The 21,584-nt window shown below is 69.1% G+C and carries 25 protein-coding genes, 1 tRNA gene, 1 pseudogene and 1 riboswitch; of the genes and pseudogenes, 18 read left to right on the plus strand and 9 right to left on the minus strand.

The window, feature by feature from the left end; genetic code table 11:
• Both EYA84_RS33315 and EYA84_RS04290 read right to left on the minus strand, forming a co-directional pair.
• Positions 1 to 269, minus strand: a pseudogene (locus EYA84_RS33315) (hypothetical protein); the annotation flags it as partial.
• Between the two features lie 739 nt (positions 270 to 1,008).
• On the minus strand, positions 1,009 to 1,809 hold the full coding sequence (locus EYA84_RS04290; RefSeq protein ID WP_131051693.1) for a DUF881 domain-containing protein: 801 nt from the start codon (positions 1,807 to 1,809) through the stop codon (positions 1,009 to 1,011).
• Positions 1,810 to 2,030: 221 nt separating this feature from the next.
• Here EYA84_RS04290 and EYA84_RS04295 point away from each other — a divergent pair, with 221 nt between their 5' ends.
• The 4 genes from EYA84_RS04295 to EYA84_RS04310 all read left to right on the plus strand — a co-directional run bounded on the left by EYA84_RS04295 (position 2,031) and on the right by EYA84_RS04310 (position 7,396).
• Positions 2,031 to 2,294, plus strand: a complete 264-nt coding sequence (locus EYA84_RS04295; RefSeq protein ID WP_131051694.1) for a cell division protein CrgA — start codon at positions 2,031 to 2,033, stop codon at positions 2,292 to 2,294.
• Between the two features lie 265 nt (positions 2,295 to 2,559).
• Complete coding sequence (locus tag EYA84_RS04300; RefSeq protein WP_131051695.1) at positions 2,560 to 4,761, plus strand: (Fe-S)-binding protein; 2,202 nt, start codon at positions 2,560 to 2,562, stop codon at positions 4,759 to 4,761.
• A gap of 252 nt (positions 4,762 to 5,013) precedes the next feature.
• The gene (locus EYA84_RS04305) at positions 5,014 to 6,027 is read left to right on the plus strand and encodes an NlpC/P60 family protein (protein ID WP_236145589.1); all 1,014 of its coding nucleotides are present in this window, start codon (positions 5,014 to 5,016) and stop codon (positions 6,025 to 6,027) included.
• 179 nt (positions 6,028 to 6,206) lie between these two features.
• Positions 6,207 to 6,343, plus strand: a riboswitch (cyclic di-AMP (ydaO/yuaA leader).
• 12 nt (positions 6,344 to 6,355) lie between these two features.
• The gene (locus EYA84_RS04310; protein WP_131051697.1) at positions 6,356 to 7,396 is read left to right on the plus strand and encodes an NlpC/P60 family protein; all 1,041 of its coding nucleotides are present in this window, start codon (positions 6,356 to 6,358) and stop codon (positions 7,394 to 7,396) included.
• Positions 7,397 to 7,451: 55 nt separating this feature from the next.
• On the opposite strand, the gene dcd is transcribed toward EYA84_RS04310, so the two are convergent.
• The gene (gene dcd / locus EYA84_RS04315) at positions 7,452 to 8,030 is read right to left on the minus strand and encodes a dCTP deaminase (protein WP_131051698.1); all 579 of its coding nucleotides are present in this window, start codon (positions 8,028 to 8,030) and stop codon (positions 7,452 to 7,454) included.
• A 79-nt stretch (positions 8,031 to 8,109) separates the two neighbouring features.
• Between dcd and EYA84_RS04320 the strand changes: the two genes are divergently transcribed.
• Positions 8,110 to 8,643 (plus strand): pyridoxamine 5'-phosphate oxidase family protein, encoded by a 534-nt coding sequence (locus tag EYA84_RS04320; protein WP_131051699.1) that lies wholly within the window; start codon positions 8,110 to 8,112, stop codon positions 8,641 to 8,643.
• Positions 8,644 to 8,710: 67 nt separating this feature from the next.
• Here EYA84_RS04320 and EYA84_RS04325 read toward each other — a convergent pair whose 3' ends face one another.
• On the minus strand, positions 8,711 to 9,712 hold the full coding sequence (locus EYA84_RS04325; RefSeq protein ID WP_131051700.1) for a zinc metalloprotease: 1,002 nt from the start codon (positions 9,710 to 9,712) through the stop codon (positions 8,711 to 8,713).
• A gap of 213 nt (positions 9,713 to 9,925) precedes the next feature.
• On the opposite strand from EYA84_RS04325, the gene EYA84_RS04330 reads away from it, so the two are divergent.
• Positions 9,926 to 9,999, plus strand: a tRNA-Gly gene (locus EYA84_RS04330).
• Positions 10,000 to 10,042: 43 nt separating this feature from the next.
• On the opposite strand, the gene EYA84_RS04335 is transcribed toward EYA84_RS04330, so the two are convergent.
• On the minus strand, positions 10,043 to 10,618 hold the full coding sequence (locus EYA84_RS04335) for a hypothetical protein (RefSeq protein ID WP_131051701.1): 576 nt from the start codon (positions 10,616 to 10,618) through the stop codon (positions 10,043 to 10,045).
• A gap of 115 nt (positions 10,619 to 10,733) precedes the next feature.
• Here EYA84_RS04335 and EYA84_RS04340 point away from each other — a divergent pair, with 115 nt between their 5' ends.
• The gene (locus EYA84_RS04340) at positions 10,734 to 11,600 is read left to right on the plus strand and encodes a winged helix-turn-helix domain-containing protein (RefSeq protein ID WP_131051702.1); all 867 of its coding nucleotides are present in this window, start codon (positions 10,734 to 10,736) and stop codon (positions 11,598 to 11,600) included.
• On the plus strand, positions 11,597 to 12,292 hold the full coding sequence (locus EYA84_RS04345) for an HAD family hydrolase (protein WP_131051703.1): 696 nt from the start codon (positions 11,597 to 11,599) through the stop codon (positions 12,290 to 12,292). The genes EYA84_RS04340 and EYA84_RS04345 overlap by 4 nt, the downstream gene beginning before the upstream one ends.
• A 724-nt stretch (positions 12,293 to 13,016) precedes the next feature.
• Here the strand turns inward: EYA84_RS04345 and EYA84_RS04350 are convergent.
• Positions 13,017 to 13,421 carry a hypothetical protein gene (locus EYA84_RS04350; RefSeq protein ID WP_131051704.1) on the minus strand — a complete coding sequence of 135 codons (405 nt, stop codon included), beginning with the start codon at positions 13,419 to 13,421 and terminating at the stop codon, positions 13,017 to 13,019.
• A gap of 214 nt (positions 13,422 to 13,635) precedes the next feature.
• The gene (locus EYA84_RS04360) at positions 13,636 to 13,833 is read right to left on the minus strand and encodes a hypothetical protein (protein WP_131051705.1); all 198 of its coding nucleotides are present in this window, start codon (positions 13,831 to 13,833) and stop codon (positions 13,636 to 13,638) included.
• On the opposite strand from EYA84_RS04360, the gene EYA84_RS34030 reads away from it, so the two are divergent.
• From EYA84_RS34030 to EYA84_RS04390, 7 genes are all read left to right on the plus strand, one after another.
• Positions 13,786 to 14,283: a DUF6228 family protein gene (locus EYA84_RS34030; RefSeq protein ID WP_368660219.1), complete on the plus strand. Its 498-nt coding sequence runs from the start codon at positions 13,786 to 13,788 to the stop codon at positions 14,281 to 14,283. The genes EYA84_RS04360 and EYA84_RS34030 overlap by 48 nt on opposite strands.
• A gap of 155 nt (positions 14,284 to 14,438) precedes the next feature.
• Positions 14,439 to 14,783: a DUF6966 domain-containing protein gene (locus EYA84_RS04365; RefSeq protein ID WP_131051706.1), complete on the plus strand. Its 345-nt coding sequence runs from the start codon at positions 14,439 to 14,441 to the stop codon at positions 14,781 to 14,783.
• Positions 14,784 to 14,993: 210 nt separating this feature from the next.
• Positions 14,994 to 15,317, plus strand: a complete 324-nt coding sequence (gene cutA, locus EYA84_RS04370; protein WP_131051707.1) for a divalent-cation tolerance protein CutA — start codon at positions 14,994 to 14,996, stop codon at positions 15,315 to 15,317.
• A gap of 102 nt (positions 15,318 to 15,419) precedes the next feature.
• Positions 15,420 to 15,737 carry an antibiotic biosynthesis monooxygenase gene (locus EYA84_RS04375; RefSeq protein WP_131051708.1) on the plus strand — a complete coding sequence of 106 codons (318 nt, stop codon included), beginning with the start codon at positions 15,420 to 15,422 and terminating at the stop codon, positions 15,735 to 15,737.
• Between the two features lie 66 nt (positions 15,738 to 15,803).
• Positions 15,804 to 16,124 (plus strand): hypothetical protein, encoded by a 321-nt coding sequence (locus EYA84_RS04380; RefSeq protein WP_131051709.1) that lies wholly within the window; start codon positions 15,804 to 15,806, stop codon positions 16,122 to 16,124.
• A gap of 45 nt (positions 16,125 to 16,169) precedes the next feature.
• Positions 16,170 to 16,736, plus strand: coding sequence for a dienelactone hydrolase family protein (locus EYA84_RS04385; RefSeq protein ID WP_131051710.1), 567 nt, complete (start codon positions 16,170 to 16,172; stop codon positions 16,734 to 16,736).
• A 59-nt stretch (positions 16,737 to 16,795) separates the two neighbouring features.
• Complete coding sequence (locus EYA84_RS04390; protein ID WP_131051711.1) at positions 16,796 to 17,674, plus strand: LLM class flavin-dependent oxidoreductase; 879 nt, start codon at positions 16,796 to 16,798, stop codon at positions 17,672 to 17,674.
• A 6-nt stretch (positions 17,675 to 17,680) separates the two neighbouring features.
• Here the strand turns inward: EYA84_RS04390 and EYA84_RS04395 are convergent, their stop codons facing one another.
• Complete coding sequence (locus EYA84_RS04395; RefSeq protein WP_131051712.1) at positions 17,681 to 18,100, minus strand: ASCH domain-containing protein; 420 nt, start codon at positions 18,098 to 18,100, stop codon at positions 17,681 to 17,683.
• Between the two features lie 105 nt (positions 18,101 to 18,205).
• Here EYA84_RS04395 and EYA84_RS04400 point away from each other — a divergent pair, with 105 nt between their 5' ends.
• Complete coding sequence (locus EYA84_RS04400) at positions 18,206 to 18,721, plus strand: alpha/beta hydrolase (protein ID WP_117228054.1); 516 nt, start codon at positions 18,206 to 18,208, stop codon at positions 18,719 to 18,721.
• Positions 18,722 to 18,878: 157 nt separating this feature from the next.
• Here the strand turns inward: EYA84_RS04400 and EYA84_RS04405 are convergent, their stop codons facing one another.
• Positions 18,879 to 19,424, minus strand: a complete 546-nt coding sequence (locus EYA84_RS04405; RefSeq protein WP_131051713.1) for a phosphoribosyltransferase — start codon at positions 19,422 to 19,424, stop codon at positions 18,879 to 18,881.
• Between the two features lie 274 nt (positions 19,425 to 19,698).
• Between EYA84_RS04405 and EYA84_RS04410 the strand changes: the two genes are divergently transcribed.
• Together EYA84_RS04410 and EYA84_RS04415 are read left to right on the plus strand one after the other, a co-directional pair.
• Positions 19,699 to 20,358: a septal ring lytic transglycosylase RlpA family protein gene (locus tag EYA84_RS04410; RefSeq protein ID WP_131051714.1), complete on the plus strand. Its 660-nt coding sequence runs from the start codon at positions 19,699 to 19,701 to the stop codon at positions 20,356 to 20,358.
• Positions 20,359 to 20,456: 98 nt separating this feature from the next.
• On the plus strand, positions 20,457 to 21,584 hold the full coding sequence (locus tag EYA84_RS04415) for a PP2C family protein-serine/threonine phosphatase (protein ID WP_131051715.1): 1,128 nt from the start codon (positions 20,457 to 20,459) through the stop codon (positions 21,582 to 21,584).

Consider the following 21,584-nt stretch of genomic DNA (forward strand, 5'->3'; position numbering starts at 1 on the left):
GGGTGCTGCCCCGCCGGGTGCGGTGACGTCGGGTGCTGCGGGGCGGCGGGCTGCGGGCGGGTGGGCTGCGCCGCCGGGTACGGCGATGCCGGGTGCTGCGGAGCCTGGTGCTGCGGGCGGGTGGGCTCCGACGGCGGAAGCTGCCCGGGCTGCGTACCGTGCCGCGCCTGCGCCGGGTCGAGACCGTGCCGGGCGTACGGCGACTGTCCCGGTCCGACAGGTGGGGTCTGGGTCGGTGGGTGACCGGGCTGGGGTGTGGCCGGTCGCACCGGGCCGGCATCCGACCGGGGTGGGCCGGCCCCTGGCGGGACGGAACCGCTTCCCGAAGGGGCCAGGCTGGGTACGTCCGGGTGCGTGGATCTGGGGCCTTGTGGCGGTGACCCGGCATCGGGCGGGGTCGGGGCGGCGGGACGCCGAGCCTCGAAGGCCCCGCGCCACGGGGTCGGACCGACGGGGATGTCCGGTTCGCCGGAGGGCAGGGGCACGCCGTTCCACTGACCGGCGCCGGTCGGGCTCTGCCGTCGAGCGGTTCCGCCGACCGGCGGCACGTTCGGCGACGGGCCCCACTGCCCCGGCGTCCGCTCCTGGCTCGGCGTCCGGTCCTGCCCCGGCGTCCGGTCCTGCCCCGGTGCGGCATCCCAGCGGCCGGGTGCTCCGGAGCCACCCTGGCCGGTTGGTGTGCCGAAGCGAGGACCCGGTCCACTCTCCGGCGGGGCGGAGGTGTCCCAGCGGCCGGGCGTGCTGTTCCACCGACCGGCCGGGCCGGTGTTCTCCGCGGAGCGGGTGTCGCCCGTCTCGGACGGCCGGGTGCCGGGTGGGACCGGCGGACGGCGCTCGGGCCCGACCGACGATCGGGTGTCTGGCGTGGCGGCGCGACGGCTGTCGGGCGTGGCCCGGGGGCGGCTGTCGGGCGTGGCCGGGTCGGGCCGCTCGACCTTCGGCAGGAAGGCGGTGGATTCGTCGGCCTGGTCGCGGTGCCGGCCGTCGGGGTGCGTGCTCACTGCGTGCTCACCTCGGCACCGTCGCCGATCGCAGGGTGGTCGAGTCCTCGAACGCGGGCACGGTGACGGGGCCGGGAAGCTCCTGGTAGCCGAGCTGGTAGTTGTCGACCGCGTCCCTGAACCACCGGACTCCCTCGGAAGCGGCGAGGGCCTGCCGCAGTGCGGCGGGGTCGCCAATCGCTACGATCTTGAACGGAGGGGAGTACACCCGGCCGTGCAACAGCAGGGTGTTACCCACGCAGCGTACCGCGCTGGTCGCCAGGACGCGGACGTTCATGATTGACATGGCCTCGGCGCCACCGGCCCACAACGCGTTCACCACGGCCTGGACGTCACCCTGGTGCACGACAAGATCGTCGTTGGTGGCCCCTTCGGGCAGGTTGTTGAGCCGGGGCGCGTCGTCGAGCACGACGGTCATTCCCGAGCCGGTCAACTCCGTGAAACCGGCGGTGCCGAGGCTGGCGGTGCCGCGTTCCTGCTGCTCCTTGATCGGCCCGTCCGAGTCGGCGAGGTCGGCCGTACGGCTCTCGACCTCCTTGCGCAGCGTCGCGGCGCGCTCCTCGTTCGCCGCCACCTGGGTGCGGCGGTCCTCGATCAGCTCGGTGAGCTGCGGGCGTCGGTCCTCACGCAGGTTCGTGCCGCCCGCCGTGGTGGCGGTGGTGGTGAAGAGCAGGCCGGCCGCGGCGGCGATCAGCGGTACGCCGATCGACCAGCCCGGACGGCGCTGGCGGGGCCGGCGGGGCAGCAACCCGGCGACGAGTCGTCGCAGCGCCTTCTGCCACGACGCTGCGCCGGACGTGTACTCCACGGCCGTTCCCCCTTGTCCTCCGGCTCCGGCACCCGAGGGTGCGGCGGAGCGACAGTCGCCCGCCCGTCCGATTCCGGGATGCCGGGCATCGGTCTGGCCTCATTCGTGGATTGGACGGGCCTTCCGGACTACGCTAGCTGTCGAACATTATTGGCCATGGACCGTCGCCCTCGCGCCCGGTTGTCAGGCCGGACGAGGTCGTAACCCCTCTGGAGAGCGTCGTGCCCAAGTCTCAGGTCCGCAAGAAGAAGGTGTACACCCCGCCCACGGACGTGCGCCCGACGACGACATCGGCGTCCCGCAAGCCGAGCCCGGTCTGGCTGCCCGCCACGGCCGTGTCGCTGATCGCCTTCGGCATCGCGTGGCTGGTGGTCTACTACCTGTCCGAGCAGGAGTACCCGGTCATGGAGCTCGGGTACTGGAACCTCGCGATCGGCTTCGGCGCGATGGTCGCCTCGCTGATCCTGCTCTCCCGCTGGCGCTGATTCCCTGCTCAACGGCCACCTGCGCAGGCCCCGACCGAGCGGACTCGGCGGCGGCCTCCTAAGGTGTGCGCAGGGCGGCGTGGCCCAGGTGCGAGAAGTCTCACGTTACTGCTGAGTAACCTTGCGCGTAAGCTGCATCGCATGACCGAGTGGACCGAGGTCATCGACCGATCCGGGTCGAGGTGCGGCACCCTGGGGTGACCAACCGCACCCCGACCCCGGTCGCCGAGCCGCTCGACAGGCAGCAGACCGGGAGGCCAACTCGATGGGCAGCGTCCAGATCGTCACCACGATCCTCGCGGCCGCCATCACCGCCGTGGCGGTGTGGCTTGCGGTGCGTGCGGTCTCGAAGATGTTCGCCGTGATCCGGCTGGGTCAGCCCGACCCCGCCCGCTCGGGCGACCACGTCGCGCGGACGAAGACCATGCTCGCGGAGACGGCCGGGCACACCCGGATGCTGCGCTGGAGCGTGGTCGGCGCCGCGCACTGGTTCGTGATGGTCGGCTTCCTCGTGCTGTCGCTGCTGGTGCTCGAGGCGTACTTCGAGGTGGTGTCGCCGACCGCCGGGCTGCCGCTGGTCGGTGGCTGGGCGCTCTACGGACTGGTCACCGAGTGGATCGGCATCCTCGGTGTCGTCGGCATCGTGGTGCTGATCGCGATCCGGGTGGCCAACCGTCCGAGCCAGGCCGGACGCCGGTCGCGGTTCACCGGCTCCACCATGTGGCAGGGCTACTTCGTCGAGGCCGTCGTCCTCGCCGTCCTGGTCATGGGCTTCCTGATCCGTGGCTTCAAGGTCGCCACCGACCACTTCGAGTACCCGACCTGGGCCACCCCGCTGAGTCACGCGGTCGGCTCGGTGCTGCCGGACTGGGAGTCCGGGGTCAGTGTCGCCGCCCTCATCAAGATCGCGATTTCGATGACCTGGCTCATCGTGATCTCGCTGAACGTGACCATGGGCGTCGCCTGGCACCGCTTCCTCGCCTTCCCGAACATCTACTTCAAGCGGAAGCCCGGTGCCTCCGGCTCCGGACTCGGGCCGCTGCGGCCGATGACGAGCGAGGGCAAGCCGCTGGACTTCGAGGAGGCCGATCCGGAGAAGGACCAGTTCGGCGTCGCGCACGTCGAGCAGTTCACCTGGAAGGGCCTGCTGGACTTCAGCACCTGCACGGAGTGCGGCCGCTGCCAGTCGCAGTGCCCGGCCTGGAACACCGGCAAGCCGTTGTCGCCGAAGCTGCTGGTGCTCAGCCTGCGCGACCACGCGTACGCTAAGGCGCCCTATCTGCTGGCCGGCGGCGGTAAGGACCTCACCGGCGAGGAGAAGGCCACCGCCGCGCAGCTCGCCCACCTCGACGTGCTGGCCCTCGCCGAGGCGGAGAAGCCGCTGATCGGCGACGCCGAGGCGGGCGGCGTGATCGACCCGGACGTGCTCTGGTCGTGCACCACCTGCGGCGCCTGCGTCGAGCAGTGCCCGGTGGACATCGAGCACGTCGACCACATCGTCGACATGCGCCGCTACCAGGTGCTGATCGAGTCGAACTTCCCCTCCGAGGCCGGCGTGATGCTGCGCAACCTGGAGAACAAGGGCAACCCCTGGGGCGCGCCGCAGAACACCCGGGAGGACTGGACCAAGGGCCTCGACTTCGAGGTGCCCCGGGTCGGCGAGGTCGAGGACTTCGAATACCTGTTCTGGGTGGGCTGTGCCGGTGCCTTCGAGGACCGCGCCAAGAAGACCACCCGGGCGGTCGCCACGCTGCTGAACGAGGCGGGTGTCTCGTTCGCCATCCTCGGTGAGGGCGAGACCTGCTCGGGCGATCCGGCCCGCCGGATCGGCAACGAGTTCGTCTTCCAGATGCTCGCCCAGCAGAACGTGGAGACGCTCAACGAGGCGTTCGAGGGTCGCGAGAAGGCCAAGCGCAAGATCGTCGCGACCTGTCCGCACTGCTTCAACACCCTGGGCAACGAGTACGGCCAGCTCGGCGGCGAGTTCGAGGTGGTGCACCACACCCAGTTGCTGGCGCACCTGGTCGCCACCGGCAAGCTGACCCCGGTGCAGCCGGTCGACGGCGGCGTCACCTATCACGACCCGTGCTACCTGGGCCGACACAACCGGGTCTTCACCCCGCCACGCGAGGTGCTGGGCAGCGCCGTCGGCGCCGACAACGACCTCGTCGAGATGCCGCGCAACAGCGAGCGTTCCTTCTGCTGCGGCGCCGGTGGCGCGCGCATGTGGATGGAGGAGCGGATCGGCAAGCGGATCAATGTGGATCGGGTCGAGGAGGCCATGTCCACCGGTGCGAAGACCGTCGCGGTCGGCTGTCCGTTCTGCTCCACGATGCTGAGTGACGGAGTGAACGGCAAGGGCGCCGGCGACCAGGTCGAGGTGGTCGACGTGGCCAGCGTGCTGCTGCGTTCGATCAAGCCGGAACAGGCCCGGGGCGCCGAGGAGGGCGAGCCGGTCGCCGGTTGACCAGCGCGAACGTCGGGACGTGTCGGGCATCTGTACGGATGCCGACACGTCCCGATTTTTATATTGGCGTAGATAACTGTAACGAATTGGTCGACACCCTTTGTGTGCGGTCGGTCGCACAAAGGTGAATGAGCCGTTGGTCGCCTTGATTCCGCTGCGCGCCTTCCCTAATGTGGGGCACCGACCGCCGTGGTCGTCTGTCTCGCCCCTTACCGCTAGCGGGACGCCCGGTGGTCGGTCGCAAAGGAGTCGGTGCCGGTGGCAACCATGCCCCTCCATCGTCATGCGCCGGGACGTTCCACCCCCGTGCGCGGGCTGCGCAAGGCCGCTCGCCGCCTGGTCGTCCTGGTCGCCGCTGCTGCGGTCGGTGCCGGTCTGGTCGCCGCGCCCGCGTACGCCGCGCCGTCGGTGGACGAGATCGAGCGCCAGATCGACAAGCAGTGGCAGCAGCTCGAACCCACCATCGAGCAGTTCAACAAGGTGCGCTCGGAGCTGAGGGTCAACCGCGAGAAGGTCGACAAGCTGGAGAAGAAGATCCAGCCGTTGGCCCTGGAGACCGAGTTGGCGATGAACCGCGTCGCCGGTCTCGCCTCCCGGTACTACATCACCGGCCCCTCGCAGGAACTCGGCGCGGTGCTGCTCAACGCGAAGCCGGACCAGCTCGGTGAGCAGATGGCCCTCCTCGACCGGCTCGCCTGGGAGGAGCGCCGCCAGCTCGAGGGCGTCATGAAGATCCGCAAGAAGTACGACGACCAGAAGGCCACCCTCGACGCGCTGATCGTCGACCAGGAGGCCAAGCAGAAGCAGCTGGCGGCGAAGAAGAAGCAGATCGACGCCGAGATCAAGCGGCTGGAGCGGTCCCTGCCGGTCACCACGGTCAAGACCACCAACTGCCCGACCATCAACGGCGTGGTCAGCGACGCGGCCCGGACGGCCATCCGGACCGCCTGCGCCCAGGTCGGCAAGCCGTACGTCTGGGGCGCCACCGGGCCGAACTCGTTCGACTGCTCCGGTCTCACCCAGTACGCGTACCGGGCGGCGGGTATCTCCCTGACCCACTTCACCGGCGCCCAGTGGCGCGAGGGCAAGGCGATCTCGCGGGCCGACGCCCGCCCCGGTGACCTCGTGTTCTTCCGCAGCGACGTGAGTCACGTCGGGATCTATCTGGGCAACAACACGATGGTGCACGCGGCGCGTGCCGGTGTCCCGGTCAACGTCTCGCCGATCACGACGATGCCGGTCGCCGGCTTCCGTCGACCAGGCTGACGCCTGAGCGCGTACGCAGGAACCACGGAAGGCCCTCGGTCAAGCGACCGGGGGCCTTCTTCATTGTCGGATTAATGCACCGAGAGTGACGGTGTGGGTGTGTTGCGTATTGACGCCGGTCGTCCCTACGCTGGGCAATCGTCGGCCCGCTGGCACAACCGCCCATCCGGGGCGGTGACGGTCCGACACCGCCGAGTCGCTGTCCGAGCGAGCCGGGGACCCAGGTTTCCGGGGTGAGTCCGCGATGGTCGCGGTAGGGCGTCCCCTTCCCGCCCGAACCCGTCAGCTAACCCGGTAGGCGGTCTGGGAAGAAGGAGTACGCAGCCCGGTGGCACACCATGCCCCGCGGCCACCGTCGTACCGGCCGGGGACATCCGGCCCGACGACGGCTGCGCCGCGATTCCGCTGGTACCGCTGCACCACCGCACTCGCCGCACTCGCCGCGACCGCCGTCCTGCTGACCGGTGGCGCGACGGCGGCCCACGCCGACCCGACGGTCGACGACATCGAGCGCCAGATCGACGAGGACTGGAACCGGCTCGAAGCCGTCATCGAACGACACAACGCGACCAGACAGGACCTGGCCGGCACCCGCCGGGAGGCGGACGCCCTGACCGCCCGTATCGCCCCGCTGCAACTGCAGGTGGACGAGGCGATGAAGCGGGTCGGCGCGCTGGCCGCGCGGGCGTACCGGGGCGAGCCGGTCCGCGCCGTGAACACGCTGCTGGGCAGCCGGTCCCCGAGCGAGGTCGTCGCCCAGCTCGGCCTGCTCGACCGGTACGCCCGCTTCCAACAGGAGGACGTACGCCAGGCGAGTGAACTGCGGGACGAACTCGCCGCCGCCCGAGCCGGACTGGACCGCACCATCGTCGAGCTGACCCGTACCGAAGCCGACCTGGCCGCGAAGCGGCGGCAGATCGACACCGAGATCGACCGGTTGCAGCGGTTGCGGCTGCGGGCGTACGACGACGGGGGTGGTGGTCCGCTGCGGCCGGCGCCCTGTCCGGCCACCTACCCGGGTGGCCCGGCCGGCGAGGCGGTCACCTTCGCGTGCGCCCAGATCGGCAAGCCGTACTCGTGGGGTGCCGAGGGGCCGCACGCGTACGACTGCTCGGGGTTGATGTTGGCCGCGTGGGCGCGGGCCGGGGTGTCGCTGCCGCACAACGCGGCGCGGCAGCGGCAGGTCACCGCCTCGGTCAGTCGCGGCGACCTGCGCCCGGGTGACCTGGTCTTCTACTTCCGCGACCTGCACCACGTGGGGATGTACGTCGGCGGCGGCTGGGTGGTGCACGCCTCCCGTGCCGGCAAGCCGATCGCGATGAAGCGGATGGACACCAGTCCGATCCACAGTTTCGGTCGGCCCGGCTGAGTCCCCGGGCGGACGACCACGGGCCCGCGTCCGCGCGGCGCGGGCCCGCCGGTGGTCAGCGGGTCGGCCAGGTACGCCAGTTCTGCCAGGCACGGCTCGGCGTCGGGCCGCGCTGCCCCTGGTAGCGCGAGCCGTAGACGAGCGAGCCGTACGGGTGCTCGGCGGGCGAGGCGAGCCGGAAGATGCAGAGCTGACCGATCTTCATGCCGGGCCAGAGCATGATCGGCAGGTTGGCCACGTTGGACAGTTCCAACGTGACGTGGCCGGAGAAGCCGGGGTCGATGAAGCCGGCGGTGGAGTGCGTCAGCAGGCCGAGGCGACCGAGGCTGGACTTGCCTTCGAGCCGGCCGGCGAGCTGGTCGCCGAGCGAGATCACCTCAAGCGTGGAGGCGAGCACGAACTCGCCCGGGTGCAGCACGAACGGCTCGCCGTCGGGCACCTCCACCGGCGAGGTGAGATCGTCCTGCTGGGTGGCCGGGTCGATGTGTGTGTAGAGGTGGTTGTTGAACACCCGGAAGAGCTTGTCCAGGCGTACGTCGATGCTGGACGGCTGCACCAGGGTGGGCTCGAAGGGCTCCAGCGCCAGAGTGCCGGCCTTGATCTCGGAGACCAGGTCACGGTCGGAGAGCAGCATCGCCACACCATAGCGGCCGGTAGTCGTGACCTGCGTGTCGGACTACCTGCTTAGAACGTATGTTCGATAGGATGTCGGCATGGCTTCCTGGTCCGATTTCGCCGTCGACGAGCCCCGACTCGCCGACGGGATCCGCCTTCTCATGCAGCAGTACGGCCCGGGCTTCGGCTACCTGGCCACGGTCCGCGCCGACGGCGGGCCCCGGGTGCACCCGGTCTCACCGGTGATCACCGACGACGGTCTGTTCTGCTTCGTGATCGACTCGCCGAAGCGGCGCGACCTGGAACGCGACGGGCGTTACGCGCTCCACTCGTTCCCGGCGGAGGAGAGCGACGACGAGGCGTACGTCGCCGGCCGGGCCCGACCCGTCACCGACGACGCCACGGTGGCCCGGTTGGCGCTCGCGGCCCGCGCGGCCCCGCACGCCGACTGGCGTCTGTTCGAGTTCACCGTCGACGTGGCGATGCTCGCCCGGCACGAGCGCGCCGCCACCGGCGGGCTGGTCGGTGAGCCGGCCGTGCAGGTCTGGCTCGACCCGGCCGGCGCCACCCCGCAGGCCGCCCGGCCCACGCCCCACCGGACCCGTGCGGCCCGACATGTCCGCGCCGCCTGAACCGACCGGTGCCGGTCCCGCCTGACGACGGGACCGGCACCGGAGGTACGCGCCGACGACTGCCGCGCTACGCGCGGTACGTGTTCCACGCGTTGATCATCCGGGTCGCCTGGCCCGGGGTGAACTGGTACATGCAGGTGTCGTACGTGTAGTCCATGAAGTTGGTGATCGGGTCCAGCCCCGCGGTGGAGCAGGTGTCCCGACCGGTCGGGCACTGGTAGGCCGGCGACGCCTCCGCCGGAGTGTCGGAAACCTGGTCGCCGCTGCCCGAGCAGCCGCCCTGGAACGTGTGGTACAGGTTCAGCCAGTGACCGACCTCGTGGGTGCCGGTGTCACCCTGGTTGTAGTTGGTGGCGGTGCCACCCGGCAGCGACTCGCTGAGCACGACCACGCCGTCCATCACGTTCAGCGTGCTCTGCGGGAAGGTCGCCCAGCCGAGCAGGCCCCCACTCAGCTCGCCGAGATAGATGTTGAGCGTGCCCTTGGTGCCCTGGCGGAGCTGGGTCTTCATCTGCCGCTCGGCCGTGGAGCCCTGCCGGATCGGGTACCACGACGTGTTGGTGACCCGGTTGATGCTCTGCAACTGGAACGCGAAGGCGGTGGCGGCACCGCCCGTCGCACCCGCGAACGACTGGTTCAGCACGTTGATCTGCGATTGGATCATCGAGTCGGGGATGTTCCCGCCGGCCCGGGTGGTGTCCTTGCGGATCACGTGCACCACGACCGGGATGGTGACCGAGGCCGCGGCGGCCTGGGCGCTGAGCGTCCGCTGGCCGACCCGCTTGGCCCGCTCCTGCAACAGGTCGGCGAACTCCGACTCCCGCTGGTGCAGTTGCGCCATGGTCAACTCGTTCGGGTCGTGCTTGACGACCGCGTCGCCCCGGACCCGGGCCGCAGTGCCCGTCGGGTCCTCACACACCTCGTCGGCGGAGACGGCGGCAGCCGTCGGAATGGCGGCCGTGGTGGCCGCCGGCAGCAGACCGACCGTGGCCACACCGAGCGCCACTGCCAGCGACGTCGATGCGATGCCGGCGATCCGCCGGTTCAGCAGGACGGGACGGAGTCCCATAAGCCCACCTCTTTCTGGCGACGCGACCGGGGGTTGTGTCGCGTCGTGCGGGAAACGTGGGCCAGACGTTACAACGCATAGACAGATTTGAGAATGGCTATGTGTTGCCGGCATGCAACTTCTTGCGGAGCGTGCGGAGGCGGGCCGGGCAGGGTGGCCGGCGGGGGTGGCTGGGTGCACCGGGGCGACGGCTCAGGTACAGTGGTGCCGCTTGCGGGTGTAGTTCAATGGCAGAACATCAGCTTCCCAAGCTGACAGTGCGGGTTCGATTCCCGTCACCCGCTCCAACGTGAAGCCCAGGTCAGGATGCGCTCCCGACCTGGGCTTCATTCATGCCGACCGCTTTTCGGGCGTGCTGTGCCCGCTGCGCGTCAGGGCGCAGAGCAGTCGATAGGCGAGGTCGACGGCGCGTTGCTCCCGTCTACGTGAGCCCCAGATTCGGTTGATGGTGGCCAGTTCGGCGTGGACGTCGGCCGTGGGGTCGCGGCGGATCTTCGCGCAGTAGGAGGTGTTCGCCGCCCGTGTCTCGTCGTTGATGCGGCGGACCTCCGTCCGGCCGAGGCGGCGGATGCCGGTCACCGCGAGTTCCCTGATCTGGCTGATCGACAGCACGTTGACATCCGTTGGGATTCCGGCGGCGTGGATGGCGACAGCGAGTTGACCGTTCGACAGGCGGGCCAGGCGGGCTGCTGTCAGCGACAAGGGGTTGACCGGTGCCGCGATGTGGGCGGGAGTTTGGATGTCCTGCGCCGAGGTGCGTCTGGTGGCGACTCGGTCGTTAGGGTGAAGAAGCATCGTGTTCCTTTCGCGAGGGCGATGCGTCTGGCCTCGGCGGGCCGCAATCCCGTCGGGGCCTTCGCTTTGCGCGTCCGGAGTCCTCGTAAGGACGGTCGCGCGTCGATCCATAGGTGAAGCTGGCAAGCATTGAGGGTCTGAATCGACCGTAGATTTGCTTGACTAGCCAAGTCAAGGCTCTGCGGTAAACTTTCCTTGCCTGGCTAGCCAGCGTTAGGGTGTTGTGGTGAGCGAGAGCCCTGACTTCCTCGGTCAGCTTGATCCCGACGACCCGAAACAGGCGTCCCAGCAGATCGCGAACAAGCTGCGGGCTGCCATCCTCACGCGTCGACTCGCGCCGGGCGACAAGCTGCCGTCGCAACCCGAACTGGCCACCCGCTACGGCGTGGCCCGAGAGACGGTCAAGCGAGCCCTGGACCTGCTCCGGGCCGAGCGGCTGATCGTGTCCCGTCAGGGCAGCGGTGTGTTCGTCCGGGCGCAGACGCAGCGGGCCGTCGAACTACGCCCCCACGTCGAAGCCGCGTTCGAGCGGCCCCACGTCACCATCGATTTCGCCGGATTCTCCGGCGAGACACTGCGCGACGCGCTCGCCGAGACCCTCGACAAGGTGCGCGTCGGTCGACTCGCGCCCGAGACCATCGCCGTGCGCGTCCTGATCTCCGACATGACCGCACCGATGGCACTGCCCACGCGGGTCGAGACACAGACCGACGACCCAGCGGTACGCGAACGCGCCGAGCGAATCACCCGCCGAGCAGTAGACGCGATCATCGATCAGGTCACCGAGCTGGGCGACCTCGGCCTGATCCGGTCAGCCGCCGTCGAGGTCCGGCTACAACGGGCATCCCCGCAGTTCAAGCTCTACATCCTCAACAACGAAGAAGTTTTCTACGGTTTCTATCCCGTCACCGAGCGCTCCGTCTCGATCAAGGGTGAACCGATGGCCATCTACGACCTGATGGGCAAGGACGTGCCCCTGTTCCACTACGCCGTAACCGACGACGACACCTCCCACGGCACACAGTTCGTGGAGGCGTCTCGCCAGTGGTTCGACTCGGTGTGGTCGACGATCGCCTACCGGTACGACGCATGAACGCCGACCTCGGCCGACTGCTCGGCGACGTCGATGCACTGCTGCTCGACTTCGATGGGCCGGTGTGCAGCATCTTCGCCGGATACCCCGCACCGCAGGTTGCCGCCGAGCTGGTCAACGTACTGCGGCGCCACGGGGTCGACGTGCCGCCAGACCTTGCCAGCGAGCCGGACCCGCTTGAGGTGCTACGCCGCGTCGGAGCGGCTGGAGACCAGGACGTCACGCGGGCGGTAGAGGACGCACTCTGTGCAGCCGAACGGCTGGCCGTCGCAAGTGCCGAACCCACGCCGTACGGGCGCGAAGTCATCGTGGCATCCCGGCAGGTCGGGATGCCGGTGGCGGTGGTCAGCAACAACTCGGCCGGTGCGGTGAGCGCGTATCTGGCAGCGCATCGGCTCGCCGCGTTCGTGCCGGCCGTAGTCGGTCGGGCGTGCGGAAAACCGGACCGCATGAAGCCCAACCCCGCGCCGATCCTAGAAGCCGTGAGTGCTCTCGGTGAGCCGGCGGGCCGGTGCGTCCTGATCGGCGACTCGTTGTCGGACATCGACGGGGCACGGGCCGCCGGAGTACGGGTGATCGGCTATGCGAATCGGTCAGCCAAGGTCGAGACGTTCCGCGCAGCCGGAGCGGACGTGGTGATTACGGGCATGGGTGAGATAGCCGGCGCGCTGCTTGAGCGTATAGAGGACTGAAATGCATCCGCGAATGGTGCGTTTGTGAGCGGATATGGTGACGCTCAAAGGGCAGCCAGCTATCCCGGACGGGTCAAGGTCCCGTCCGGGATAGCTGAGCGCTTGCCTACAATCGCTCCAACCCTTCGCCACTGGCACGCAGAATTGGCCGGTAAACCGCGAAAGGAACGATTGAGAGCTCGGGATCTTGTGGGTGGTCTGCGAGTCCTGCTATGCCTAGCAGTATGAGAAGGTCGTTGATAACACGGGCCATTTCTGTGCGCCTGATACCTATACCCTGGCCGGAAATAGAATCGGGATTATACTCGAAATCAGGGCTAGGCGAGTAGGAGCCAATCGTCCCTACCATCGTCCATTCCTGTTCTTGGAGGCCGTACCTCGCGAACAGAATCTCGGGCTCGCTGTCGAGGAACCTCCGACCTTCCTGAAGGCGTGCCGTAATACCGACGCCACCGGAGCCGCCAGGGGTCATGGCCAAATGTAGGCCAGGGTGAAACATTCCCCGGGCGACCTTAACGAATGCTCGTAGCTGTTCCGGCGGCAGCCCATCCATTATTCCCGTTGGGTCGTAGTCAGGGATAAGGCTCTCTAGCGCGTCTGGGCTTGGGGCGTCCGTTGGTCGCTGGCTACTCCGCCTGGGGCGTCCCTTTCCCGGCTGACCCTTCTTGCTACTTGTGCGTGCAGCGGCGGGTGCATCCTCGCTATCGCCGCTGAGTATCGCCGCTCAGTCTGCGGCCACGCCAACGCCCGCAAATGCCTGTGCGACATAACGCGCATCGAAGAACCTTGCGGGACCGGTCAATCGAACGAAGGATCCCGGCGGATAGGCTGACTTGAAGTCGTCGAAGGAATCGGAGTCGAAGCTCCTTAGTTCTTCAGAAACGTCCGTCAAGTAACCTTCGCTATCCAACGCTTCTTCCAGCATGGGAAAAACCGCATCGGCCAAAGATCTTTGCGTGCTTTCTTCAGTGCCCCACACCTGTTCTCGATTTGCCACGTTCCGCATGCCGCCTGAGAGGGTTCCCTGCTTCTTCTCGGTGACCTTTTGGTCTTCCGTAATGCCTCCATCGCGCTGCGCAAGCAGTGATCGGACCTTGTCCGTGTCAACATAAATCAGTTCTCGCATCATCTGGGCCAGACCTACCTAACGCTCCTCGATCTCACCGGCCTGCCGACCGTAGCGCCTAGGGCTGACAGGTTGGCTGCTAGGCAGCTGAGGCAAGGCCGGAAGCGCCAGCACGAGAAGGCCAGCGGCGGGTCTTACCCGCTAACCGGGCACGGCCGGTCATGCAGCCGACCCCTTAGGATCGCCGATGCCACGTCGGTGTCCAGGACGACCGGGCTCACGCCAGGCTGGCCCGCCGAGAGGCGTACAGGTCGGCCAGGAATTCGTCCAACTCATCGTCGGACTCGAACAGGTCCGGCCGAGCCAGGTCATCGACGGAGGTGACCGGCCGCACACCCTGACGACGGGCCAACTCCTCCACCGGCACATGCTCAGCGGTCGGCCACTCGGGCACCCGCTCCGCATTGCTCGACATCCCGACTCACCTCCTCCACCACACCGCCACTCATTGTCGCACTGTCAGCACCGAGACCACCCTCACTCAGACGCGCGGAGAGCCAGCGACACGGTAAGGCGGCCCGCAAACGGGCCGGGCCGTCTGGCATGTCCGGGTGTTAGAGCTAGGCGCCGGTCTCTGACCCAGATCGCGCCTGCGGCTCTCATTGATCAAGGAAGCGCGTCATGGCATCGCGCATCTGCCGGTTCGGATCACTTGGTATTAGGTCAGGTTCGGAGGACGTGTGGCTGGCAACGAGTTGAGCCACGGTCGAGGTCGGGCGCTTCCGTTCGGCTGGGTATCGGGCCGGAGACTGTTGCCCTGTCGGTCTTCCTCGACCCCCTCGCGAAAGGGTGGGAAGGGTGGCAGGGCGTCCGTACCTGGAGGTCTATGGAACGTGAGCTTTGCTGGAGGCTGGCGAGGAGATGACCCAGGTGGCTGCCGAGATCAGCAACCTGCTTTGGCTGTAGCGGCCCTTCCCCGCACATGCCATGAGCGTGTCGTACGGAGCTTGTCTGAGGTGAGGAATGCGCGCAGACTATGGCAGACGGAGCGCCATAGAGTGCTGCATGAGGAGTCAGGCCGTGGTCAAGGTGCCACAGTCGCGTATCGATTGGAACCTTCAGCGGTTTCGGATCGCGCTGGTCGACCTACGCGACCTGTTACGCCAGGCTGACACCGAGCACTGGGCACAGTGGGCGGACCGAGCGCTTACCCGCTTGGATGCTGGCGATGTGACTGGCCTCGATTACTGGATGGATGCATACGGCGGGATGGGGAGCATCAGCGATCTGTCGATCATCGGAAGCGGCTCGCTGTCGCCGGATCGAGAGCGGGCTGTCTCCGAGCAGATCGAGGAGCTGCGAGGGCTGTGTTACGGCCTGGCCGCGCAGCTCAAGGCCGACATTCAGGAGTCTCGGCAGCAATGACTGCTCGAGCATGCCCGATCCAACGGTCGACGTCCGGCGTTGCAGACGGCGGCTACCACCGACGGGGCGAAAGCACGGCCAGGAGATGACGGGCCGATGGGTAGGGCTGAGCTACGACGGCACGATCGTCACCGGGTGGGGCGGGATGGCGCACAGTGAGCAGGAAGCCCGCGCCACCATAGACAGGCTCAGGGACGGGGGAGATCGCGAGTGACTGACGTCGTTGAGGTGATCATTACCGGGCCGGACCCCGAGTGGTTGGCGGCCTTCACGCGCCGCCTGGTGGACGACCGTCTGGCCGCCTGCGGACACCACCTCGTTCAGATTCGCTCGATCTATGGGTGGCAGGGCACGGTCCACGACGAACAGGAGGCGCGGGTGGCGCTGCACACCCGGGCGAGCCTGGTCGACCGCATCACCGCCCGTGTGAACGCGGAGCATCCGTACGAGGTGCCCTGCGTCATCGCCCTGCCCGTGAACCAGGGGAATCCCGCCTACCTCCGATGGGTGCTGGATGAGACAGAACCAGCGTGAGCACTTCATCGTGGTGAAGGTTGTCGCTCCGAGCTGTTGATCTGAAGTCGGGTTGAGGTTCTAGCCTCGGTCTGACCGATTCCCGGCACGAAGGAGGGCGGCATGACCGTCGTCTACCGAGTGGACAAGTTCGACGTCCCGGAACCCGCGCGCGCGGAGTTCTGGCGACACGTACGGCGAACTCACGCGATCCTGCGGGATCAACCGGGATTCCTCGACGATGCCCTGCTGGAACAGCACTCCGGCCCGGGGCGCTTCAACGCCGTCACCATTGTGCGGTGGTCGTCTGCGGACGATCTGCCCTCGGCCCGTGCTGCCGTGCAGGCGGCGCATCGCGCGGAGGGGTTCGAGCCGGCTGCCTTCTTCACGGCGGCCGGCATCGAGGCGGACCTGGCGAACTATGTGCAGATCGAGGCCTGATGCGCGACGCCGGGCCGGGAAAGCAGTGACGATCATGGGATGTGGCGGACTTCTACGCTTCCGTCCATGACTGATGGCGAGATCTGGCGTCTGTGTCACCGGGACGAGGTGGTGGCCGCGATCGAGGTGCGGAGCCGTGACTTCCCGTGGACGTACGGGCGGCTTCGTCCGCTGGCGGGGTTCGAGCCGTTCCGTCCGCTCTTCGTGGCGCGGAGCGCCGCTCTCGACGCGGACGACGACGAGGCCATGATGAGGATCGATGACGAGATCAGTGCCGCTTTCACCCTGGTCCGTCCGGATGGTGGCCGGGTCGCCGAGTTCCTGTTGAGCGTCGAGGGCGACGAGGCCGGGTTCCGCTGGCTGGACGAGCCTGTCACGGACGAGTAGGCGTACCTCCCGGTTCTTGTCGGACGGCGGTCTTACGGTGGGCGCATGGTCGAGATTCTGCTGTTTCACCATGCTCAGGGGCAGACGCCGGGGTTCCTGGCGCTGGCCGACCGGTGGCGGGCCGCCGGGCACACCGTGCACACCCCTGACATGTACGACGGTGCCACCTTCGGCACGGTCGACGAGGGGGTCGCGCACGCCGAATCGATCGGGTTCGGGGAGATCATCCGACGTGGGACGGCGGCGGCCGAGGCGCTGCCCGAGCGGCTCGTCTACGCGGGCTGTTCGCTCGGGAACCTGCCGGCGCAGTCGCTCACCCAGACCCGTCCGGGTGCCCTGGGCGCGTTGCTGCTCTACGGTGCGGTGCCTCCGGAGGAGTTCGACAGCCCGTGGCCGGCCGGAACGCCGGTGCAGATGCACGCGATGGCCGACGACGAGTGGGCCGAGGTGCCGGCGATGCGGGCGATGGCGGCGGATATCGACGGCGCGGAGCTGTATCTCTACCCCGGTGCCGGGCACCTTTTCGCCGATGCGGGTGGCGTCGACTACGACGAGCCGGCCGCCGAGCTGCTGATCGGGCGCACGCTGGACTTCCTCGACCGGCTGGGCTGAGCCCACACGCTCGACCGGCTGGGCTGAGGTCGGAGGTCGGTCGCCGTACCCTGGCGATCATGAGATTCGGCATCGTGATCCTGCCCGACCAGCGGTGGTCGGTGGCGTGCCACCGGTGGCAGCAGGCGGAAGAGTGGGGCTTCGACCACGCCTGGACGTACGATCACCTGGGCTGGCGGGATCTGGTGGACGGTCCGTGGTTCGACTCGATGGGTACGCTGACCGCCGCCGCGACGGTGACCTCGCGGCTCCGGCTCGGCACGCTCGTGGCGTCCCCGAACTTCCGGCATCCGGCGGCCTTCGCCCGGCAGGTGACCTCGCTCGACGACGTGTCCGACGGGCGGGTACTGCTCGGGCTCGGCGCGGGCGGCATCGGCTTCGACTCGGCGGTGCTCGGTGGCGAGACGCTGCCGCCGCGACAGCGGGTGGACCGGTTCGCCGAGTTCACCGAGCTGCTCGACGCGATCCTGCTCACCGACGGTACGACCTGGCGGGGCGAGTGGTTCGCGGCGGTGGACGCGCGGAACAACCCGGGCTGCGTACAGACGCCTCGGGTGCCGTTCGTGATGGCGGCCAACGGTCCCCGGTCGATGCGGCTGGTCAGCCGGTTCGGGCAGGGCTGGGTGACCACCGGACCGGACGTCGACGACCTGGGCGAGTGGTGGGACGGGGTGGCCGAGCTGGTGGCCCGGATGGACGCCCGGCTCGCCGCCGACGGGCGTGACCCGGCCAGCCTGGACCGTTACCTCTCGCTGGACTCGGCACCGGCCTTCTCGCTGGGCAGCGCGCAGTTCTTCGCCGACCAGGTGGGCCGCGCGGCGGAGCTGGGCTTCACCGACGTGATCACGCACTGGCCCCGGGAAAGCAGCTGGTACGCGGGCGACGAAGCGGTCCTCGTCGACGTGGCCACCCGACTGCTGCCCGAGCTGCGCGGTTGAGGCGTCCTACGTCCCGTACGCGCCCTCGTCGCCTCGGCTGACCAGCCGGAAGCGTACGCAGACGATCTCGGTGTCGTCGGTGACCGGCGTGCCGAGCCGGGCCCAGTAGGCGGCGTGCCCGGCCCGCCATTCCTCGATCGAGCGGTCGCCCTCCCCCTCGGAGCGGGCGAAGTCCCAGCTCACCTCGGCGAAGCGGGTCACCTCCACACCTGTCACCTCGACCACGGCCACCAGGGAGTCCTGGTCGTCGACGACAACCAGCCGTTCACCGACGTGTTCCAGGTCCTCGCGCTCCTCGGCGTACTCGGTGAGCAAGCCGGCGGTGGCGGTCTTCACCTCGCCCAGGACCAGGGTGTTGAGCCTCGCACGAAGCTCGCCGGGCGTGCCGAGGGCGAGGGTGCGTAGTCCGCCGACGCGTGGCCACATGACGCGAGATTACCGGTGGGGCCGACGGATTCCGGTCGGTTCTCGACGGGTGGAGAGTCCGCATGGGAGCGGTACGGTCGATGCCCGACGAACGAGGAGATGTCGATGGCGGACCGACGCGCGGTGCTCATTCCCGGACGCGGCTACGACACCCGGTATCCGCTCTTCCTCTATCTGGGTGAGGCGCTGCGTCGGCTTGGTTTCGGGCTGCACGGCATCGCCTGGCAGGTGCCGGAGGACTTCGACCCCAACACCATCGGCCGGTGGGTCTGCGACGAGGTCGCCCCGACCCTGACCGAGCGCACCGACCTGCTGGTCGGCAAGTCGCTCGGCTCGCTGGCCGCGCCACTCGCGGTCGAGCGGCGGCTGCCCGCCGTCTGGTTGACGCCGCTGCTGCACCGGGGTGAGGTGGTCGACGCGCTGCGCCGGTCCACCGCCCCGTTCCTGCTGGTGGGGGGTACGGCCGACTCGTCCTGGGATGGCGGGATCGCCCGCCGGTTGACCCCGCACGTGCTGGAGATCACGGCCGCCGACCACGCGCTGATGGTGCCGGGGCCGTTGGCCCGGTCCGCCGAGGTGCTCGGCAAGGTCTGCACGGTGGTCGAGGACTTCGTCCGCTGACCCCGCCCGGGTCGGCTTCGGATGCCGGCCTCCGGCGGCGGCTGGTGCTTGGCGATGGCTGGTGTTCGGCGGCTGGTGTTCGGCGGCGGCGCGGCGGGGTTCGGTGTTAGCAGGGGACCCCTGCTATGCACGAGGCGTTAATAAGGTGCCCTTCCTTTCACAAGGCGGCGCTGGTGAGCAAGCCGCTTATGCGGAGTTCGGTGCGCAGTTCCGGTGCGCAGTCGACCACCACCGCCGAAGTGCCCAGCGGTTCGGCACCTCGGGCGGCGCAGATGTCATAGAGCGCTCGGACCTGGGCGGCGGTGGCCACCCAGTCGTCCACGACCAGCACTCGGTCGCCGGGGCCGAGGTGCCGGTCCCGTACGGCCAGGTCGACCCGCCGGCCACGGAAGTCGGGCGGGCTCTGCGCCCAGGTCAGCGGACCGGCGGGCAGCCGGCCGTCGCCGGGCTTGTGTGCCGGCACGAACCCGACGCCGAGCGCGGTGGCGGCCAGCGGGCCGAGCAGGAAACCGGTCACGGCCGGGGAGACGACCACGGTGGGTCGGGCGTCCCGGAACGGCGCGACGAGCGCGGGACCGAGAGCGGCGAGTACGTCGGGGTCGCGCCACCAGCCGGAGACGTCGCTGACCAGGTGGCTCGCCCCGGGACCGGGGTCGATCCAACGGAACAGCTCGACCAGGCGGGCTCTCAGCTCGGTGGACATCCCCTCATCCTGCGGCACACCCGGGGTCTGCGAGGCAGCCGCGGCCCACCGCTGCGAGGCAACCACCGGTGGCTGTGTGGCCGCCACCGGCCCCCCGCTGCGGGGCAGCGACAGCCCATGGCTGCGGGGGGCCGGCTGGCCCACCTCGGATCGGATGATCGGCTTCACGTATCGCCGCAATTATGGTCATACCATCATGATCACGTTGACGTCGGAAGTGGTTCTCTCGTTATGGTCCGACCCGATTTGATCTGCTGAGGAAAGGACCGGGCCGGTGACTGGTAGGCACACCCGTACCCGCAGGATCACCTCGCCGGCCGGGCTGACCGCCACGGCCGTGCTCGCCGTCGCGCTCGCCGTCGGCGGGACCGTCGGTGCGGTGCGTCTGGCGGGCGACTCGGAGCCGGCCGGTCCGACCGCGATCGACCTGCCGGTCACCCCGGACGTCACCGAGCCGTCGACCGGCTCGCCGAGCGCGTCACCGAGTGCCAGCCCGAGCCCGACTGCCAGTCCGAGCGCCAGCGCCTCGCCGAGCGCCTCGGCGAGCCCGACGCCGGTCCGGACCACGCAGGCACCGTCGCGGAGCAAGACGCGCACGGCCAGTCCGACACCGAAGCCGACGGCCACGAAGACGACGGCCCGTCCGGTGGTGGACAGCGGCTCGTGTGGCGCCTCCTTCTACTGGCAGGGCCAGGTGACCGCCAACGGCGAGGCGTTCAACCCGGAGGGGATGACCGCCGCGCACAAGACCCTGCCGTTCGACACCCGGGTACGCGTGACGAACCCCGCCAACGGAAAGTCGATCACCGTACGCATCAACGACCGGGGACCGTTCATCGAGGGCCGCTGCCTGGACCTGTCCCGTGGCTCGTTCGCCGAGATCGCCTCGCTCGACCTCGGCCACATCCAGGTGCGTTACGAGGTGTTGGGCTGAGCCCGACCGGGCGGCGATCGGCGCGCGGGATGATCCTCGCGGCCAGATCCCTCTCGTCCGACGGGTCAGGTTCATTTTTTCGTTCACGTCCATCGGGCATGCTGTCGGATGTACGTACGCAACTCCTCCAGCCGGGCCGTAACCGGCTGAGTCCCGGATCCCGCGCCGGCCTCGGCGCGGCCCTTGCCCTGCTCGCGCTCGTCTCCGCCGTCGAGCTGGCAGACGGGAGGGCGGCGAACTACATCGCGCTGATGGTGGCCGCTCCGTTCCTGGCCGCCGCGTTGGCGTCCTGGCGCATCGTGCTCGGCGTCGGTGCCGCCGCGTCCGTGCTCGGCGCCTCGTTCGCATTGGCCGAGGAGAACGTCTCGCTCTCCACGGCGGTCGCGGTGGCGGGCATCGCGTTGGGCACCGGGATCGCGGCGGCGGTGGCGGCGGTACGTCAGCGGCAGGCCGAGCAGATCGCCGAGTTGTCCAAGCTCGCCGCGGTGGCCCAGCAGGCGGTGCTGCGTCCGCTCGGTCCCCGGGTCGGCACGCTGGCGGTGGCCGGACGTTACATCTCGTCCACCGCGAAGGCGGAGATCGGCGGCGACCTCTACGAGGCCATCGACACCCCGTACGGCGTACGCATGATCATCGGTGACGTACGCGGCAAGGGCCTGGAGGCGGTCCGGCTGGCCAGCATCGTGCTGGGCTCCTACCGGCACGTGGCGTACGAGCGCTCGGACCTGCGCGGGGTGGTCGCGGACCTGGACCGGGCGGTGGCCCGCAGCGTGGGTGACGAGGATTTCGTCACCGCCGCGCTGGTGGAGGAGCGGGGCGGCACGCTCACCATCGTCAACTGTGGACATCCGGCGCCGCTGCTGCTGCGTCGGGGCGCGGTGATCCCGCTCGAACCGCCCGCCCCGGCACCCCCGCTGGGCTTCATGCCGGTGGTCCGGCCCCGGGTCGAGCGGCTGGAACCCGGCGATCGCCTGCTGCTGTTCACCGACGGGCTCGGCGAGGCCCGCCGGGACGGCGAGTTCTTCCCCACCGCCGACCGGGCGTGGCGGCTGCTCGGGCACGGCACGGTGGGCGACGGTCTGGCCTCGCTGGAGACCGCTCTGGTGGAGTGGGTGCACGGTCGGTTGGACGACGACATCGCGCTGGTCCTGATGGAGTACACGGGTTCGCGCGGTGGCGCGACGGCGGCGGTGCCGAGCTGGGAGGTCGGGGCGGCCGAGAGCTGA

Origin of the sequence: Verrucosispora sp. SN26_14.1, assembly GCF_004307965.1 — a bacterium.
In the GTDB taxonomy this organism is placed as follows: Bacteria; Actinomycetota; Actinomycetes; order Mycobacteriales; family Micromonosporaceae; genus Micromonospora.

Excerpts from the sequence above, each read along its gene's own strand:
- EYA84_RS04300 (WP_131051695.1), top strand. The coding sequence starts at position 2,560 with ATGGGCAGCGTCCAGATCGTCACCACGATCCTCGCGGCCGCCATCACC.
- dcd (WP_131051698.1), bottom strand. The coding sequence starts at position 8,030 with ATGCTGCTCTCCGACCGTGACCTGGTCTCCGAGATCAAGGCCGGCACT.
- EYA84_RS04320 (WP_131051699.1), top strand. The coding sequence starts at position 8,110 with ATGGCTTCCTGGTCCGATTTCGCCGTCGACGAGCCCCGACTCGCCGAC.
- EYA84_RS04325 (WP_131051700.1), bottom strand. The coding sequence starts at position 9,712 with ATGGGACTCCGTCCCGTCCTGCTGAACCGGCGGATCGCCGGCATCGCA.
- EYA84_RS04335 (WP_131051701.1), bottom strand. The coding sequence starts at position 10,618 with ATGGATCGACGCGCGACCGTCCTTACGAGGACTCCGGACGCGCAAAGC.
- EYA84_RS04345 (WP_131051703.1), top strand. The coding sequence starts at position 11,597 with ATGAACGCCGACCTCGGCCGACTGCTCGGCGACGTCGATGCACTGCTG.
- EYA84_RS04350 (WP_131051704.1), bottom strand. The coding sequence starts at position 13,421 with ATGATGCGAGAACTGATTTATGTTGACACGGACAAGGTCCGATCACTG.
- EYA84_RS34030 (WP_368660219.1), top strand. The coding sequence starts at position 13,786 with ATGCTCAGCGGTCGGCCACTCGGGCACCCGCTCCGCATTGCTCGACAT.
- EYA84_RS04360 (WP_131051705.1), bottom strand. The coding sequence starts at position 13,833 with ATGTCGAGCAATGCGGAGCGGGTGCCCGAGTGGCCGACCGCTGAGCAT.
- EYA84_RS04375 (WP_131051708.1), top strand. The coding sequence starts at position 15,420 with ATGACCGTCGTCTACCGAGTGGACAAGTTCGACGTCCCGGAACCCGCG.
- EYA84_RS04380 (WP_131051709.1), top strand. The coding sequence starts at position 15,804 with ATGACTGATGGCGAGATCTGGCGTCTGTGTCACCGGGACGAGGTGGTG.
- EYA84_RS04385 (WP_131051710.1), top strand. The coding sequence starts at position 16,170 with ATGGTCGAGATTCTGCTGTTTCACCATGCTCAGGGGCAGACGCCGGGG.
- EYA84_RS04390 (WP_131051711.1), top strand. The coding sequence starts at position 16,796 with ATGAGATTCGGCATCGTGATCCTGCCCGACCAGCGGTGGTCGGTGGCG.
- EYA84_RS04395 (WP_131051712.1), bottom strand. The coding sequence starts at position 18,100 with ATGTGGCCACGCGTCGGCGGACTACGCACCCTCGCCCTCGGCACGCCC.
- EYA84_RS04400 (WP_117228054.1), top strand. The coding sequence starts at position 18,206 with ATGGCGGACCGACGCGCGGTGCTCATTCCCGGACGCGGCTACGACACC.
- EYA84_RS04405 (WP_131051713.1), bottom strand. The coding sequence starts at position 19,424 with ATGTCCACCGAGCTGAGAGCCCGCCTGGTCGAGCTGTTCCGTTGGATC.
- EYA84_RS04415 (WP_131051715.1), top strand. The coding sequence starts at position 20,457 with ATGCTGTCGGATGTACGTACGCAACTCCTCCAGCCGGGCCGTAACCGG.